14 protein-coding genes, 2 tRNA genes and 1 other RNA gene are annotated in these 14,759 nt (G+C 70.9%); 3 read left to right on the forward strand and 14 right to left on the reverse strand.

What is annotated here, in order from left to right:
* Positions 1-460: 460 nt before the first annotated feature.
* From VFW71_04155 to VFW71_04205, 11 genes are all read right to left on the reverse strand, one after another.
* Complete coding sequence (locus VFW71_04155) at positions 461-1,111, reverse strand: cation diffusion facilitator family transporter (protein HEU5001956.1); 651 nt, start codon at positions 1,109-1,111, stop codon at positions 461-463.
* Positions 1,112-1,151: 40 nt separating this feature from the next.
* Positions 1,152-1,739 carry a nitroreductase family protein gene (locus VFW71_04160; protein ID HEU5001957.1) on the reverse strand — a complete coding sequence of 196 codons (588 nt, stop codon included), beginning with the start codon at positions 1,737-1,739 and terminating at the stop codon, positions 1,152-1,154.
* 9 nt (positions 1,740-1,748) lie between these two features.
* Positions 1,749-1,823, reverse strand: a tRNA-Pro gene (locus VFW71_04165).
* Between the two features lie 67 nt (positions 1,824-1,890).
* Positions 1,891-2,541: a CAP domain-containing protein gene (locus tag VFW71_04170; protein ID HEU5001958.1), complete on the reverse strand. Its 651-nt coding sequence runs from the start codon at positions 2,539-2,541 to the stop codon at positions 1,891-1,893.
* A 607-nt stretch (positions 2,542-3,148) separates the two neighbouring features.
* The gene (locus VFW71_04175; protein HEU5001959.1) at positions 3,149-4,195 is read right to left on the reverse strand and encodes an aspartate-semialdehyde dehydrogenase; all 1,047 of its coding nucleotides are present in this window, start codon (positions 4,193-4,195) and stop codon (positions 3,149-3,151) included.
* Positions 4,192-5,439 (reverse strand): aspartate kinase, encoded by a 1,248-nt coding sequence (locus VFW71_04180; GenBank protein ID HEU5001960.1) that lies wholly within the window; start codon positions 5,437-5,439, stop codon positions 4,192-4,194. The genes VFW71_04175 and VFW71_04180 overlap by 4 nt, the downstream gene beginning before the upstream one ends.
* A 51-nt stretch (positions 5,440-5,490) precedes the next feature.
* Positions 5,491-6,093 carry a recombination mediator RecR gene (gene recR / locus VFW71_04185; protein HEU5001961.1) on the reverse strand — a complete coding sequence of 201 codons (603 nt, stop codon included), beginning with the start codon at positions 6,091-6,093 and terminating at the stop codon, positions 5,491-5,493.
* A 39-nt stretch (positions 6,094-6,132) separates the two neighbouring features.
* Positions 6,133-6,438 (reverse strand): YbaB/EbfC family nucleoid-associated protein, encoded by a 306-nt coding sequence (locus VFW71_04190; GenBank protein HEU5001962.1) that lies wholly within the window; start codon positions 6,436-6,438, stop codon positions 6,133-6,135.
* 19 nt (positions 6,439-6,457) lie between these two features.
* The gene (gene dnaX, locus VFW71_04195; protein HEU5001963.1) at positions 6,458-8,335 is read right to left on the reverse strand and encodes a DNA polymerase III subunit gamma/tau; all 1,878 of its coding nucleotides are present in this window, start codon (positions 8,333-8,335) and stop codon (positions 6,458-6,460) included.
* A 99-nt stretch (positions 8,336-8,434) separates the two neighbouring features.
* An RNA gene (gene ffs / locus VFW71_04200) (signal recognition particle sRNA large type) lies at positions 8,435-8,700 on the reverse strand.
* A 31-nt stretch (positions 8,701-8,731) separates the two neighbouring features.
* Positions 8,732-8,821 (reverse strand) — tRNA-Ser (locus VFW71_04205).
* A 457-nt stretch (positions 8,822-9,278) separates the two neighbouring features.
* Here VFW71_04205 and VFW71_04210 point away from each other — a divergent pair.
* On the forward strand, positions 9,279-10,634 hold the full coding sequence (locus tag VFW71_04210) for a hypothetical protein (protein ID HEU5001964.1): 1,356 nt from the start codon (positions 9,279-9,281) through the stop codon (positions 10,632-10,634).
* Between the two features lie 57 nt (positions 10,635-10,691).
* Here VFW71_04210 and VFW71_04215 read toward each other — a convergent pair whose 3' ends face one another.
* The 3 genes from VFW71_04215 to VFW71_04225 all read right to left on the reverse strand — a co-directional run bounded on the left by VFW71_04215 (position 10,692) and on the right by VFW71_04225 (position 12,668).
* Complete coding sequence (locus tag VFW71_04215; protein HEU5001965.1) at positions 10,692-10,862, reverse strand: hypothetical protein; 171 nt, start codon at positions 10,860-10,862, stop codon at positions 10,692-10,694.
* Positions 10,863-10,923: 61 nt separating this feature from the next.
* A complete protein-coding gene (locus VFW71_04220) occupies positions 10,924-11,691 on the reverse strand; it encodes an ABC transporter permease (GenBank protein ID HEU5001966.1) in 768 nt (255 codons plus the stop codon).
* On the reverse strand, positions 11,688-12,668 hold the full coding sequence (locus VFW71_04225; GenBank protein ID HEU5001967.1) for an ABC transporter ATP-binding protein: 981 nt from the start codon (positions 12,666-12,668) through the stop codon (positions 11,688-11,690). Before VFW71_04225 ends, VFW71_04220 begins: the two co-directional genes overlap by 4 nt.
* Before the next feature lie 219 nt (positions 12,669-12,887).
* Here VFW71_04225 and VFW71_04230 point away from each other — a divergent pair, with 219 nt between their 5' ends.
* Positions 12,888-14,054, forward strand: coding sequence for a histidine kinase (locus VFW71_04230; protein ID HEU5001968.1), 1,167 nt, complete (start codon positions 12,888-12,890; stop codon positions 14,052-14,054).
* Positions 14,051-14,759, forward strand: a 709-nt coding sequence (locus tag VFW71_04235) for a response regulator transcription factor (protein HEU5001969.1), incomplete at its 3' end; no start/stop codon positions are given. The genes VFW71_04230 and VFW71_04235, both read left to right, overlap by 4 nt.

The following is a 14,759-nucleotide window of genomic DNA, read 5'->3' on the forward strand; positions in this document are numbered from 1 at the left end:
CCCCGGGAGGGGACCTCAAGGTGGATTTCGGACGGACCTCAGACGGTTGGGCAGATCTGCTGGCCACCGCTGGGCAGTTTTCGTGGCCGCCAGCGGGCAGGTTCGTGGCCGTCTACGGGCAGTTTTTCATGGCCGCTAACATCACGACCGCGGAAGCGAATTATTGGGGTTGGCGTGGTTCTCCGGACACCGCTCCTATGCCGCGTGATCCTTCCTGCCGCCCGCGATCCTAGCCTCGTATTTGGCCGGACTGCTGCAAGAGTGAGAAATGTAAACACATTCAGTTGCTGCGAGTGCCAAGGGAATCACCGTGGCCCCTGCAAAATCGGCGCTTCCTGCGACTGCTCGGGCCTTCCGGCGTTGGCTTAAGTCCCCTGAATAGAATCAAGCACGTGAAGCACGCAGCTCACGTCAGGTTTGGCCGCGCCAGCGGCATTCTGCCGGGTCCTGCGGGTCCGGGTCAGCGGCGGCCAGGCCGATCGGCGGCGGCTTTCTTCAACGACCCGGCGATGCGGACCCCGAGCCGGGCCGAGTGGTAGCTGACGACCACTGCGATCACCAACGCCACGGCCGGGTCCAACCAGAACGTGCCGCCGGTGACGGTGATCACCGCGCCGGCCACCGCCACCCCGCCGGCCGCCGCGGCGTCGCCAGCCGTGTCCAGGAGCACCGCTGCACGGTTGAGCGCAGCGCCCTCGTCCTCGTCCCCTTCGCCGGCGCCGCCGAGAAGAAGGGCTCCGCCCAGCATGACGACGGCGGCGACCCCACTTGCGACAAGCATCGGCAGCCCGTGCACCTCGTGCACCCCGGAGGACAAGCGGCGGACCGCCTCCGCTGCGACCAGCACGTTGAGCGCCAACAGCCATCCCGCATTGACCATTGCCGCGCAGCGCGTGGCCCTGGGGTAGCCCGCCGGCCGCTTGGGTGTCGGGGGCCGAGCGGCTAAGCGGACCGCGGCCAGCGATACCCCGATCGCTGCTGCGTCGGCGAGGTAGTCGGCTCCCTCTGCTAGGACTCCGACGGAGTGGGCGAAGATCCCGACCGCCAGCAGCGCCCCGACGAGGGCCAGGTTGGCAGCAAGGACCAGCCACAGGCGGGCGGTCCTGGTCAAAGGAACGCCCGACCCGTCCAGCCGCCCTGCTTCCCCCGGGTCACCACCCGTTGCGGTGTACCACCTCGTCGAATGGCCGGCGGCCCCGGTCGAGCGAGCCGGACCTCCGGTCGGTTGCCGCCTTCCCGACCGTCACGATGGCCACCGGCTGCTCCCCCTCCGGGATGCCCAGCAGCGCTCGCAGCCCATCCTCGTCCCGCACCCGCAGCACCCCGGCGGCCAGGCCGTGGTCCACGGCCGCCAGCAGCAGGAGCATGAGCGCGCACCCGGCGTCGACATACCAGAAGGGGATGGGCCAGGAGGGCTCGGCGCCCGGGCCGAGCTTGTCCGCCTCGGCGTAGCGCTCGGCGTAGGCCTGCCGGGAGGTGCACACCACAACCAGCACCGGGGCACTGGATATCCACGGTTCGAAGCCCCGGGCGAGGTAGGACTCCTCGGCGCACAGGGTGGCAATCTGCGCCCGCAGCCCTGGATCGGTCACCGCGACGAACGACTGGCCCTGGCTGTAGCCGGCGCTCGGCCCCCGCCGGGCGGTATCCAGCAGCGCGGAAAGCGTGGCATCGGGGACGGGATCGGGCAGGTAGCGCCGCACCATGTGGCGCCGGCGCACGACCTCATCGAACTCCATGATTATCCGTCGGGAAGGGGGGATTTGAACCCCCGGCCTCCACGTCCCGAACGTGGCGCGCTAACCAAGCTGCGCTACTTCCCGAGGTGCTGAGTGTACCGCGCCGGGCACCCCGGCCAGAGCCAGGCACCGTCCGGGGCTACATCGCGGGCTACGGGCCGGGCGCCCCGTCCGAGGCCTGCCACGCTTCCCACTGCAGCATGCGGGAGTAGAGGGCCACATCGATGGTTGGCGGCGGTGGGGGAGGAGGCGGCGGTGGCGGCGGAGGCGTCGTCACCACGGGCACCACGGGCACCACGGGCGGCGGCGGTGCAGCGGTCTTGGGTGCTGGCGCTGGCGCCACCACGGCAGGCTTGGGTGCCACCACGGCCGGCTTCGGTGCCGCCGGCGCCACGGCGGCGGCACCGCTCAGGTGGTCCACGAAATCCTGAACCACCATCAGCCCGATCGGCGACGGCTGCAGCCCGATCCCGACCAGGGTGTAGATGCCGTTGGTCAGGATCACCTGGTGCTCGGGGCTGGCCTCGAACGCCGATTCAACCTGGGCCACCGACGGTCCGTACCCGACGTTCTCCCCCCCGGCGTTGGCGGCCGGCACATCGTTGGGGAACAGCGGGTTCTGGAAAATCTTGCCGGCGTCCGCCATCTTCACCGCTTGGGCCTGGGCGACGCCGCTCAGCGCGCTATTGAGCGCTACCGGTGCCAGGTGGTGGTTGGCCCGGTCCTGGTTGATCAGGTTCAGCAGGGTGGCCACATCACCGCTGCCGGCGTGACCCTTCGGCAGCAGTGGGGGGAGGCTCATCAGAGCTACGCAGCCAAGGGCCACTGCGCCGCTCAACCACAACTTCCTGCGTCGGCCCAGCAGGTGCTGGCCTGCTACCGACATTCCGTCCCTGGGTATAGGGCCATTCGGCTTCCCCTTCCGCTCGGCTCAGGGCCCCAGTAGCACGTCTAACCAGTCACGCTCCGCTCGCGCACGCGACGAAACGACACCTGGTTGAGCACTGCGGGGAGTGGAGGAGACGCCAGGCCGAATTGGACTTTACAAACGACGGCCACGAGCGCTCCTTTTCTAACTGCAATTCCGCATTACGCACGACACATAGGCGCACTGGCTTCGGACACACACGTGTTGCACGGCCCCGGCAGGGCCCCCCGGCGTGCCAGCCAGGCCGCGTTCCACTCCAATGACCCTTGATGTGGGTTCTAGTCCAGGAAATGGAAAAAGCAACCTGAATTAACTGAAGCCGCATCCTAAAGGAGTCGCTGCGGACTACGCAACTACTGATGCGCTCACTCGTCCGATTTTGCACGAGGTTGCGAAAAAATTTGTGGCTGTCCGGCTTGGTCGCCTGCGGGCATTGGGACGGGCTGTGCCCCGGACCCGGCCCCCACCGAGCCCGGTGGGATCAGTGCGGGAGCAGCACCTCGGCGATCTGGACAGCGTTCAGGGCGGCCCCCTTGCGCAGGTTGTCGCAGGCACAGAAGAAGGCGAGGCCGTGGTCGTCGTCCAGGTCGGGACGGATCCGCCCTACATAAGAAGGGTCTTTCCCGGCGGCCAGCTGGGGGGTGGGCAGGTCGGCCAGCTCCACCCCGGGCGCTTCCCGGAGGCACTCCTCGGCGGAGGCGGCGTCCACCGGTGCGGCGAGGCGGACCCAGACCGAGGCGCCGTGGCCCACGATCGTCGGCACCCGGACGCAGGTGGCGGTCACCGCCAGGGTGGGCAGGCCGAGGATCTTGCGGCTCTCGTGGGCGAGCTTGGCCTCCTCGCTGGTGTAGCCGTGGTCCCGGGCCGAGCCCGCTCGGGGGATCACGTTGAATGCCACGGTGGTGGGGAAGGCGGTCGGTGGCGGCAGTACCTCGCTCAGGTGCTCGCCGCCGGTGGCGAGGGCATCGAGGGCGGCGGGGTCGGCGGCCAGCTTCTCCACCTGCTCGCGCAGCTCCTCGATCCCGGCCAGGCCGGCACCGGAGACCGACTGGTAGGACGAGACGATCACCTTCTCGAGCCCGAACCGCCGGTGGAGGGCGCCCAGCGGCAGCACGACGCCCAGGGTGGTGCAGTTGGGGCTGGCGATGATCCGCCGGGTGGAGTCGGCCAGCACGCCGGCGTTGACCTCCGGGCAGACCAGCGGGATGTCGGGGTCCATGCGCCAGGCGGCCGAGTTGTCCACCACCACGGCCCCGGCGGCCTCGGCCACCGGCCCCCAGGTCCGGGCCACGTCGTCCGGGGTATCCAAAAGCACCAGGTCCACGCCGTCGAAGATGCCCTCGCCGATCGCCTGCACGGTGAGATGGCCGCCGGCGAAGCGCACCTGGCGCCCGGCGGAGCGGGCGGAGGCGACCGCCAGCACCTCGGCGGCGGGGAAGGCCCGCTCCTCGAGCAGGTCGAGCATGACGCGCCCGACCACGCCGGTGGCGCCGACGACCGCAACCCGGGGGTTGGCAGGCAGCCTCATGCCGCCGGCCCCTCGCGCAGCACGGCGTCCTCGGGCAGGTCGAATGCCTCGTGGACCAGGCGGACGGCCTCGACCACCTCGGAGGCCTTGACCACGACCGAGATCCGGATGGCCGACGTGGAGATCATCTCGATGTTGATGCCCGCCTGGGCGAGGGTGTCGAACATCTTGGCGGCGATGCCGGTGTGGGTGCGCATGCCGGCGCCCACCAGGGACACCTTGCCGATCTCCGGCTCGGTGCTCCAGCCCTCGGCCCCGATCGACTCGGCGATCCGGGTGATGACCGCTTCGGAGCGGGCGATGTCGTCCTTGGGGATGGTGAAGGACTGGTCGGTGCGCCCGTCCTCGGACACGTTCTGCACGATCATGTCCACATTGATGGCCTCGCCCGCCAGTGCGCCGAACACCCGTGCGGCAATGCCCGGCTGATCCGGCACCCGGCGGATGCGCACCATGGCCTCCGACGTGTCGTGGACGACCGCCGAGATCAGCGCCTTCTCCATCCGCTCGTCCTCCTCTTGGACAAAGGTGCCGGTCTCGTAGTTGAACGAGGACCGCACGTGGAGCACCACACCATAATTCCTGGCGTATTCCACCGACCGCAGCATCAGCACCCGGGCGCCGCTGGCGGCCATCTCCAACATCTCCTCGTAGCTCACCACCGGCAACTTGCGCGCCTGGGGCTCGATGCGGGGATCGGCGGTGTACACCCCGTCCACATCGGTGTAGATCTCGCACACGTCGGCGTGCAGGGCGGCGGCGAGAGCGACCGCCGTGGTGTCCGAGCCCCCCCGGCCGAGGGTGGTCACGTCGTTCGCCCCGCTGGACACGCCCTGGAAGCCGGCGACGATGACGATCCGACCGGCCTCGAGCGCCTCCAGGATGCGCCGGGCCCGGACATCGACGATCCTCGCCTTGGTGTGGGTGGTGTCGGTCACGATCCCGGCCTGCGACCCGGTCAGGCTGACCGCCTCGTGGCCCATCTCGTTGAGCGCCATGGCCAGCAGCGACATCGAGATGCGCTCGCCGGCGGAGAGCAGCATGTCCAGCTCCCGGGGGTGGGGGATGGGCGAGATGGCGAGGGCCTGGTCCATCAGATGGTCGGTGGTGTCGCCCATCGCCGAGACCACCACCACCACCCGATTGCCCGCCGCCGCGGTCAGCCCGATCCGGTCGGCGACGATTTTGAGCCGCTCGGTGGTGGCGACGGACGAGCCGCCGTACTTCTGGACGACGAGGGCCACGCGGTCAGTCTCCTGTGGGGTCCGGCGTTGGGGCGGGACGGGCCAGTGTACCTACGAGTTCGGGAACTCCCGGCGGCCCTCCAGCGCCCGGCCGAGGGTCACCTCGTCGGCGTACTCCAGGTCGCCGCCCACCGGCAGTCCGCTGGCGATGCGGGTCACCTTCACGCCCAGGGGGGTGATCAGGCGGGCCAGGTACATGCCGGTGGCCTCGCCCTCGACGTTGGGGTTGGTGGCCACAATGATCTCGGCGATGCCCTCGGTCCGGAGCCGGGCGAGGAGCTCGCTGATGTGCAGGTCGTCCGGGCCGATGCCGTCGATGGGCGAGATGGCGCCGCCCAGCACGTGGTAGCGGCCCCGGAACTCGCCGGTCTTCTCGACCGCCACGATGTCCCGGGCCTCCTCCACCACGCACACCAGCGTCGGGTCCCGGCGGTCGCTGGCGCAGTACTCGCACAGCTCGGTGGTGGAGATGTTGAAGCAGCGGGCGCAGAAACGGGTCTTCTCTTTGACCCCGACGATGGCGGTGGCCAGCCGGCGGGCATCGGCGGCGTCCGACTTCAGGATGTGGAACGCCAGGCGCTGGGCGGTCTTCGGCCCGATGCCGGGCAGCCGGGCGAGCTCCTCGACGAGGTCCTGGACCGGGGCGGCCAGCATGGGCGGGGGCTCGGGCGGCTCGGAAGTTGCCGGGCGGGCTTAGCGCATCCCGGGCAGGCTCATGCCGCCTGCCAGGGGGCCGAGGCGCTCGGCCGCCAGGGCCTGCTGCGCCGCCAGACCGGCGTTGACCGCCGCCCGCACCAGGTCCTCCAGGAGCCCCATGTCATCGGGGTCGACGGCGTCGGCGCTGATGCTGACCTTGGTCAGCTCCTGGCCGGTGAACTCGACCTTCACCGCCCCCCCGCCGGCAGCGCCCTCGACGACGGCCTCGGCCAGCTCAGCCTGCGCCTTGGCGAGGTCGGCCTGCATCTTCTGGACCTGCTTCATCATCTTGTTCATGTCCATAGCGTTCGTTCCTTTTGGGCTAGCTCTCCTCGACTATCTCGGCGGCGAACCCTTCCCGGATCAGGTCGATGGGGTCCCGCGGCCTCGCCGGGGGAGGACCTCCGCGGACATCTTCTCCCACATCGCTCCCCGCCTGTGGATTTGGTCCGGGCCCGCTGGAGGCGGGAGGCGCCGGCGGCCGGGAACCGTCGCCCAGCACGCAGCGCACGCTGGGCCGCACGCCGAAGGTGTCGAACAGCGCTTCCACCAGCGGCAGCAGGTAGCCCGACCGGGGATCGGCCACCTTGTCCCGGTGGAAGCGGTGGGTGGGGGCGAACTCCAGCACCAGCTCATCGTGCTCGTAGGCGGAGGGCCGGGCCTCGTGGAGCATTGCCTGCGCCGAGATCTTCTTCGCCTTCACCTTCGCCAGCACGCTGTCCCAGGCCCGGGCGATGCGCTCCAGGTCCACCGGGCCGACCGCGGGTGCGGGCGGGGCCGCGGCGGCCGGAGCGGGCACGGGAGCAGGGACCGGCCTATCCGCCGGCGGGGGGAGTGGCCCCGGCGGGGTGATGGGTGCCAGCGCGGGCGGGGGAGGAGCAGGCGCCGCGACCGCGGCCGGCGGGGGGCGCTCGAAGGCGACCACTTCCCGGCGGGCCGGGGGCGGGGCCACCGGGGCGGGACGCTCCACCGGGGCACGTGCCGGTGCGGCGTGGGGCAGGAGCTGCGCCAGGGGAGCCGGGCTGAGGCCGGCGGCGGCGGCGTCCCCGGCAAGCCCCGACATCCGCTCCAGCCGCTCCAGCCGCGCCAGCAGGGAGGCGGGCGACGCGTGCAGCTCCGGCCGGGCCATCCGCACGACGGCGATCTCCAGCCCGAGGCGGCTGTCGGCGGCCTGGCGAAGCTGGAGGTGCGCCTCCCCGGCCAGGTCGAGGATCCGCAGCAGGTCCCCGGGCGCGAAACGGTTGGCCTGCCCCCGCAGCCGGTCGAGCTGGTCGTCGGCAACGTTGAGGATCTCCTGGGCGGCCGAGGCGTGCTGCACCAGGAACACCGACCGGAGGTGGTCGATCAGGCTGCGCAGGAATTCCCGGGGGTCCTGCCCGGAGCGGATCAGGCGGTCGGTGAACGCGAAGCAGGCCCCGGCGTCACGCTCGGAGATGAGGTCGACCGCCTCGAACAAGATCTCGCCCGGGACCGCCCCGAACAGCCGGGAGATGTCCTCGACGCCGATGCTGGAGCCCGAGTACGACATCGCCTGGTCCAGGAGCCCGAGCGCATCGCGCACCGAGCCCGTGGTCCGGGAGGCGATCAGCGAGGCGGCGGCGCCCTCGATGGCCACGCCCTCGGCCTCGCACACCTGAAGGAGGCGCCGGGCGACGGCGTCGGGCTCGACCGCCCGGAACTCGTAGCGCTGGCAGCGGTCCAGCACCGTCTGCAGCACCTTCGAGGGCTCGGTGGTGGCGAAGACGAACACCACGTGGCCGGGCGGCTCCTCCAACACCTTGAGCAGCGCGTTGTTGGCCGCCGTCGTCAGCATGTGGCACTCGTCCAGGATGTAGATCTTCCAGCGGCCGGCGACCGGGGCATAGGCCACCTTCTCGCGGAGCTCCCGGGCGTCGTCCACCGACCCATGCGAGGCGGCGTCGATCTCGACCACATCGAGCGATGTCCCCGCGGTGATCCCCCGGCACGAGGCGCACACGTTGCACGGCTCGCGGGTGGGAGCCTGCTCGCAGTTCAGGGCCTTGGCGAGGATGCGGGCGGTGGACGTCTTGCCCGTGCCCCGGGGGCCGGAGAACAGGCAGGCGTGGGGCAGCCGCTGCTCCGCCAAGGCGTTCTGCAGCGTGCGGGTGACATGCCCCTGCCCGACCACGTCGGAGAAGGTCTGGGGGCGGTAGCGGCGGTAGAGCGATTGCTGACCCATGCGCGGCCATGATAGAGGCGGGCTACGACAGCCCGGCCCCCTGATCCGCAGTCCGCGAAAAGAAACGCAGAAAGAGCCCGCGGAAAGAAATAAGTGCGGTCGCGCACCCACCATTGACTTCGCGCGCCTGGGGGCTTACTTCGTCACCGGCTCGGGCCAGGTAACCCCGCGGCGCCGCCGCTCTCCGCTTAGGGCTGCTTCCTTCCGGACCTGACCCGGTTCACGGCGCTGGCTCGCGCGGGACCCAGCCGTCAGCGCCGACGGCGAAGCGCGTTCCGCAAGCACACGGAGCCGCAGGTGGGAATTCAGCCTCCCGTTGGGCGGATTTGGAGTACAGGGAACCGCCGACTCCCCACCTAGCGCGACCGCAGGCGAAGCATAGCCGGATACGTCTCGCGGAGGCGGCGCGATTTGAACGCGCGAGGGGCTTACCGCCCCAACGGGTACTCCAGACCCGCGCCATAGGCCAATCTAGGCGACGCCTCCACCCTGATTGTACGCACGGGCCGCAGCAGGGCCGGAGCAGGGCCGCAGCGGGGCGAGAGGGGGAGCGTTGGGGGTCGTTTTGTCTCCAACATCGTGGTGGAGGGCATCAGGGTGGACGAGCGTCCCCCAGATGGGTTACCGGGCGATTCCGCGGGGTATATGCGCCTCACACACCGGGCACGGTCACCGACGGGAGAGGTGTGGGCGCGCAGGAGGGCGCAAACGTGGCGTTTGAGCGTGAATGTGGCAGCAGAAGTTGACCGACAATCACGGCTTCGCCCGGGGCTGTGTGTAATGATGAGGCCGACATGGGGGTTCTAGGCGTCTGGCTTGGGACCTTTTGGTATAAGTGAGGGGAATGATGGGGGTGATCTCTTTGGGTCCTCGTGCCGCGCGCCCGAGCCGGCGCTCGGAGGGTGCAGCAACTCGACGGTCTCGACCGATCGCAGTGCTCGTGGTGAGCCTGATGTTGGTGCCGCTGGCGTGGCTGTTCGGTGCCCTGCCAGCTGGGGCGCAGGTCGCGCCGGTGCCGACACCTACTCCCAACTGCGCGGTGGGGTCGTCAGCCTGCCAGCAGGGCCTGCTGGTGATCAACAAGTCCACCGGGGCGGTCACATCCCGGGTGCTGATCCCGGGCGACAACACCGAGAACCAACACAACGACGGCCTTGAGTGCCACGGGCCGAGCAGCGGGAAGTGCTGGCTCGCCTTCGGCAGCAACGGCCTGGGCGTGCTCGACGTCGCCAATGCCCAGGGGTGCAGCCCGACCGCCAGCACCAACGTGGCGGCGGTGGACACCGCCGGTTCCGGGAGCCGCTTCGACGCCATCGCCCTGGACCAGGCCAATGGCACCCTGTACGCGGTCAAGGGGACCCAGTTCGGGTCGGTCAACACCTCCAGTGGCGCCTTCACCGCCATCGGGTCCAGCCTGGGCGGTTCGATCCCCGGTGGGTCGGCCGGGGACAGCAATGACCTGGTCCTGGCCCTCGCCTGGGACGCGGGCGCCGGCAACTTCCTGGCGTCGATCGACCAGGGACACGGCAACGGCGCCAGCTTGCTGGTCCGCATCGACCCCTCCACCGGCACCCTCGTGCAGAACGACTTCGGGAGCAACGACTCCCTGGGCGTGCAGGCCGACGGCGGCCGCGGCGAGGTCTCTGGCCTCGTCTTCGAGGGCAGCACCCTCTATGCCGCCACCAGCGCAGCCGACACCGGCGGCCATCTGGAGACCCTGAACCCCGCCACGGGCACCCTGACCGACGTGGGCGTGTTCGGCGTGGACATCCCCAAGGTGCGCAGCCTGACGGCCGATGGCGCCGGCCAGCTCTTCGGCCTGACCGGGACCGCCGGGGCCGACGTGGGCCCGCTGCCGTGCCCGACGCCGTCGCCCAGCCCCAGCCCGTCGCCCAGCCCGAGCCCACCGCCGCCTCCGCCGCCCCCGAGCCCCACACCCTCGCCTGCCGCGTCGGTACTGGGTACCCAGTCGGTGCAGAATCCCAGCCCGTCGCCGTCGACCACGGTCCTCGGGGTGCAGTTCAACAAGGAGCCGACGTTGCCGGTGACCGGTACCAACGTGCTCCCGCTGGTGCTTGCCGCGGTGCTCTGCTACCTGCTGGGTGCCTTCGCCCTGATGGTGTCCTCCAAGCAGACGCCCCGGTTCGTCACGGTCTCGGCGAGCATGATCCGGCGCCTGCGCTCGGGCCACTCCGACGGCCACTCCCACGGCAACGGGCACGGGGTCATCGGTGAGTTCGTGCGGGAGATGCGGAGCTGGTTCGTGGAGAACGAGCACCGCCCGGACGACGAAGAGTAGGACCCGCTCGCAGCCAGGGGGCCCGGTGAATGCCGGGCCCCCTGGCGCGTCCGGTGCCTACTTCACCGGCTGGCCGCAGTCCGGGCACAGGAACGGTTTGCTGGCCGACACCGCCCGCCGGATGCCGTAGACGATGAACGGGAAGCTCGGCCCGGGCACCTGGCGGACGGCCTCGACGGTGCCGTGGGTGGGGCAGGTGCCGCTGCGGGTCTGGGTCTTTGTGGCCATTGACCTCCTCCTCTCCTCTCGTTGATGCAGTACTCGGTGCGTCCTCGATGCGGTCCTAGCGTCAGCGTGAGATGGGCAGCCAGCTGAAGCGGCGCAGGGCGATCAGCAGGCCGCCGAGCCCCCAGGCGGCCACGATCAGCAGGTCCCACCCGGCGAACCCGGGGCCGCTGGTGTGGGGGTTGTAGGCCACCAGCAGCGCCGACGCCAAGTGGCGGACCGGGAAGACATCGGCAACCTTCACCAGCCAGTGGGGGAGCTGGGACACCGGGACGAAGACGCCGGAGATGAAGTAGAGGGGCAGCATCACCGACTGGGTGACCGGCTGAGCAGAGTCCTGGTCGTGGATCACCGAGGCCAACCCGTACGCCAGGCAGCAGAACGACAGCGCGCCCACCACAATGGTCACTGCCAGTGCCGGTGCGGTCCGGGCCGGGACCTGCACGCTGTAGAAGACCCAGCCAATCCCGAACAGGACGACCGCGATCCCCAGCGCGGCCACTACTGCGGTGAGCGCCCGCCCGCCGATCACCGCGCTGGCCGGGACGGGCGTCGCCCGGCGCCGCTTGAGGACGCCGGTCTCGCGCTGGGCGGTGACGGCGATCACCAGATTGATGAAGGAAGCGGCGATGATGCCCAGGGTCATGATGCCCGGCACGTACTCCACGGTGGCGCTCACCTTGCCCCCGGCGACGCCCACGGTGCTCCCCTTGCCCCCGAACAGGGCCGCCAGCAGCACGAGGAAGATCACCGGCAGGGCGAGGGTGAAGAACTGGTACTGGGGGTTGCGGAGGAACGCCCGCAGGTCGTAGCGGAACTGGTGGAGTGTCATCGCGGTCCCTCCTCGTTCGTGAGCGACAGGTACACGTCCTCCAGCGAGGGGCGCCGGACGTCGATGTCGGGCAGATCGGCGCCGTGGCCGAGGGCCCAATCCGCCAGCATCTGGAGGTGGACGAGCGGGCTCTCGCTGTGGATGACCGTCGCCCCGTCCGGCCCCTCCTCGGCCAGCGGTCGCAGCCCGCTCGGCATCTCCCGGACCTCGAGGGCCGCAGGGAGCGTGAAGGTGATCGCCGCGGTCATCCGGTCCCGGCCCCCCAGGGTGTGGGGCGTGCCCCGGGCGACGATCTGGCCCGCCTTCATGACCGTGATCCGGTCGGCGAGGGCTTCGGCCTCGTCCATGAAGTGGGTGGTGAGGAACACGGTCTTACCCAGGTCGCGCAGCCCGGCGATCACCTCCCAGGCCGCCCGCCGGGCCGAGGGGTCGAAGCCGGTGGTCGGCTCGTCCAGGAAGATGAGCTCCGGGTCCCCGATGATGGCCATGGCCACGTCGAGGCGCCGGCGCTGGCCGCCGGAGAGCTCCGTGCCGATGGCCCCCTCCCGGCCCTTCAGGCCCACCAGCTCGATGGTCTGCTGCACATCCCGGGGGTGGCTGTAGTACCCGGCGTAGAGCTCGAGGCATTCCCGTACCGAGAGGCCGGGCTCCGGCTCGGACTCCTGCAGCACGACCCCCACCCGATCCCGCCACGCCCCGGTACCCCGGGCCGGATCGACGCCCAGCACGCTGACCTCGCCCGCCGTGCGCTTCCGGAAGCCCTCGAGAATCTCCACGGTGGTGGTCTTGCCGGCGCCGTTGGGCCCGAGGAAGGCGAAGATCTCGCCTGCGTGCACCTCGAGGTCGATGCCCCGGACTGCCGGGTGGCTGCCGTAGCTCTTGACCAGGCCCCGGACCTGGACCACCGGCGAGGTGGCGTTCGTCCCGTCCCGGGCGGGCTGCGTTTCGGTGATGGGCATGTCGCCTCCGTCCGTCATGGTGCGATGAGCCTCCTCCTGCGCCGCCGGGCGGTCATCGGCGCCCGGGAGGATCTTCCAGGCCGGCCGGGCCGGATGCCCTCCACCCACGGGTGGAAAGGAAGTGGATACGAAATGGACAGGAAGTGGACGCGGGTGAAGGGGGGTGGATGTTCGGGCGGCGGCGAATCCGCCGGGCGTCGGGCGACGCCGGTTCGGGGCTGGGCGTACAGTTGCGCGGTGAGCGTGCCCTACGGGTGGCTGCGCCCCTTGGCCGTGGTGGTCACCGCCTTCGTGGCGGTGGAGACGTTCCAGGCTTCCCCCTCGCCGGGCCTGCACGGCCTCTCCCTCGACGTCAGCGTCGCCCTGGCGGCGTTCGTGGTCGGGACCGGCTCGCTGATGGCCGTGCCGGTTGCCCGGGCCGGCCTTCGCCCGGCGCTGATCCTGCTGAGCGTGCTGGGCTCGGCGGCCCTGATCCGGGTGCAGCCCGACGGCCCCGGGTTCCTCGGGGCCTTCTTTGCCGTGGGGTCGGCGGCGCTCAGCCTGCCGGCTGCAGCCAGCGCCGGCATCCTCGTAGTCGCCGTGGCCAGCCTCGCCACCGGCTGGTTGCTCACCGCCCACCCCCGCGTCCAGGGCATCGTCCAGGTGGACATCGGCGTGGTGGGGGTCTACGGCGTGGCCATGGTGGCCCGCCGCTTCCGGGAGACCACCGAGGAGCAGACCCGCCTCGTCATTGAGTTGGAGCAGACCCGGGCCGCCCAGGCCCAGGCGGCGGCGCTGGCCGAACGTCAGCGGCTGGCCCGCGAGATGCACGATGTGCTGGCCCACACCTTGTCGGGATTGGTCCTGAACCTGGAGGGGGCCCGGCTCATGGCCTCCCGCGGCGATGCCAGCCCGGCGGTGGCGGACGCCGTGGACCGGGCGCACCGCCTGGCGAAGTCCGGGCTAACCGATGCCCGCCGGGCCATCGGCATGCTGCGCGACGACGAGCTGCCCGGCCCGGAGCGCCTCGCCGGTCTGGCGTCCGAGTTCTCGGCGGACAGCGGGGTGCCCTGCGCCTTCGATAGCTGCGGCGACCCGTTCGACCTGGGTCCCGAGGCCCGCCTCACCCTGTACCGCGTCGCCCAGGAGGCCCTGACCAATGTCTGCAAGCACGCCGCCGCCGTGCGGGTGGAGCTGCGGCTGGCCTACGGCCCCGGCGGTGCCTGCCTGAGCGTCGAGGACTTCGTGGGCGGGAATGGGTCGGGCCCCTCTGGACTGCCTCCCGGGTCCTCCCCTGAGCTGTCGGCGAGCGGGGCCGGGTATGGGCTCACCGGGATGCAGGAGCGGGCGGAGCTGCTGGGCGGATCGCTGCGTGCCGGCCCCACCGAGCACGGCTTCCGGGTGGAGCTCGAGGTGCCCCGGTGACGGCGCTGCGGGTGCTGGTGGTGGACGACCAGCGGGTGGTCCGGGAGGGGCTCCGCACGCTGGTGGGCCTGCTGGAGGGCGTCGAAGTGGTGGGCACTGCGGCCGATGGCGAGGAGGCGGTGGCCGCAGCGGCCACGCTCCGCCCGGACGTTGTGCTCATGGACCTGCGGATGCCCCGGTGCGACGGCGTCGAGGCCACCCGCCGCCTGCGGGCACAGGACCCGACCGCGGTCGTGTTGATGCTGACCACCTATGCCGACGACCGCTCAGTGATCGATGCTCTCCGGGCGGGCGCCCGGGGATACCTGACCAAGGACGCCGGGGCCGAGGAGATCCGCCAGGCCCTGCACCAGGTGGCCCGGGGGCAGGCCGCCATCGACCCGGCGGTGCAGCACCACCTGGTGCAGGCAGTGGCCGCCGGGGCCGGGCCGGGTGACGGCTCGGGTGACGGCTCCGGTGACGGGGAGGCGAGTCCGGCCGCCGGCGCTGTAGGTGGCGCCGACGCCGGTGGTGTCCGGGCGGCGGAGCTTCCCGACGGGCTGACCCCCCGGGAGGGCGAGGTGCTGGCCCTGATCGCCGAGGGTCTCTCGAACGCCGAGATCGCCCGCCGCCTGGTGGTGAGCGAGACCACGGTGAAGTCCCACATCAACCACCTGTTCGCCAAGACCGGGGTGCGCGACCGGGCCCAGGCCGTCACCTACGCCT

The sequence above is a fragment of the Actinomycetota bacterium genome (assembly GCA_035765775.1).
GTDB lineage: Bacteria > Actinomycetota > CADDZG01 > JAHWKV01 > JAOPZY01 > DASTWV01.

Excerpts from the sequence above, each read along its gene's own strand:
- VFW71_04160 (HEU5001957.1), bottom strand. The coding sequence starts at position 1,739 with ATGGAGTTCGATGAGGTCGTGCGCCGGCGCCACATGGTGCGGCGCTAC.
- VFW71_04170 (HEU5001958.1), bottom strand. The coding sequence starts at position 2,541 with ATGAGCCTCCCCCCACTGCTGCCGAAGGGTCACGCCGGCAGCGGTGAT.
- VFW71_04175 (HEU5001959.1), bottom strand. The coding sequence starts at position 4,195 with ATGAGGCTGCCTGCCAACCCCCGGGTTGCGGTCGTCGGCGCCACCGGC.
- recR (HEU5001961.1), bottom strand. The coding sequence starts at position 6,093 with ATGCTGGCCGCCCCGGTCCAGGACCTCGTCGAGGAGCTCGCCCGGCTG.
- VFW71_04190 (HEU5001962.1), bottom strand. The coding sequence starts at position 6,438 with ATGGACATGAACAAGATGATGAAGCAGGTCCAGAAGATGCAGGCCGAC.
- dnaX (HEU5001963.1), bottom strand. The coding sequence starts at position 8,335 with ATGGGTCAGCAATCGCTCTACCGCCGCTACCGCCCCCAGACCTTCTCC.
- VFW71_04215 (HEU5001965.1), bottom strand. The coding sequence starts at position 10,862 with ATGGCCACAAAGACCCAGACCCGCAGCGGCACCTGCCCCACCCACGGC.
- VFW71_04220 (HEU5001966.1), bottom strand. The coding sequence starts at position 11,691 with ATGACACTCCACCAGTTCCGCTACGACCTGCGGGCGTTCCTCCGCAAC.
- VFW71_04225 (HEU5001967.1), bottom strand. The coding sequence starts at position 12,668 with ATGACGGACGGAGGCGACATGCCCATCACCGAAACGCAGCCCGCCCGG.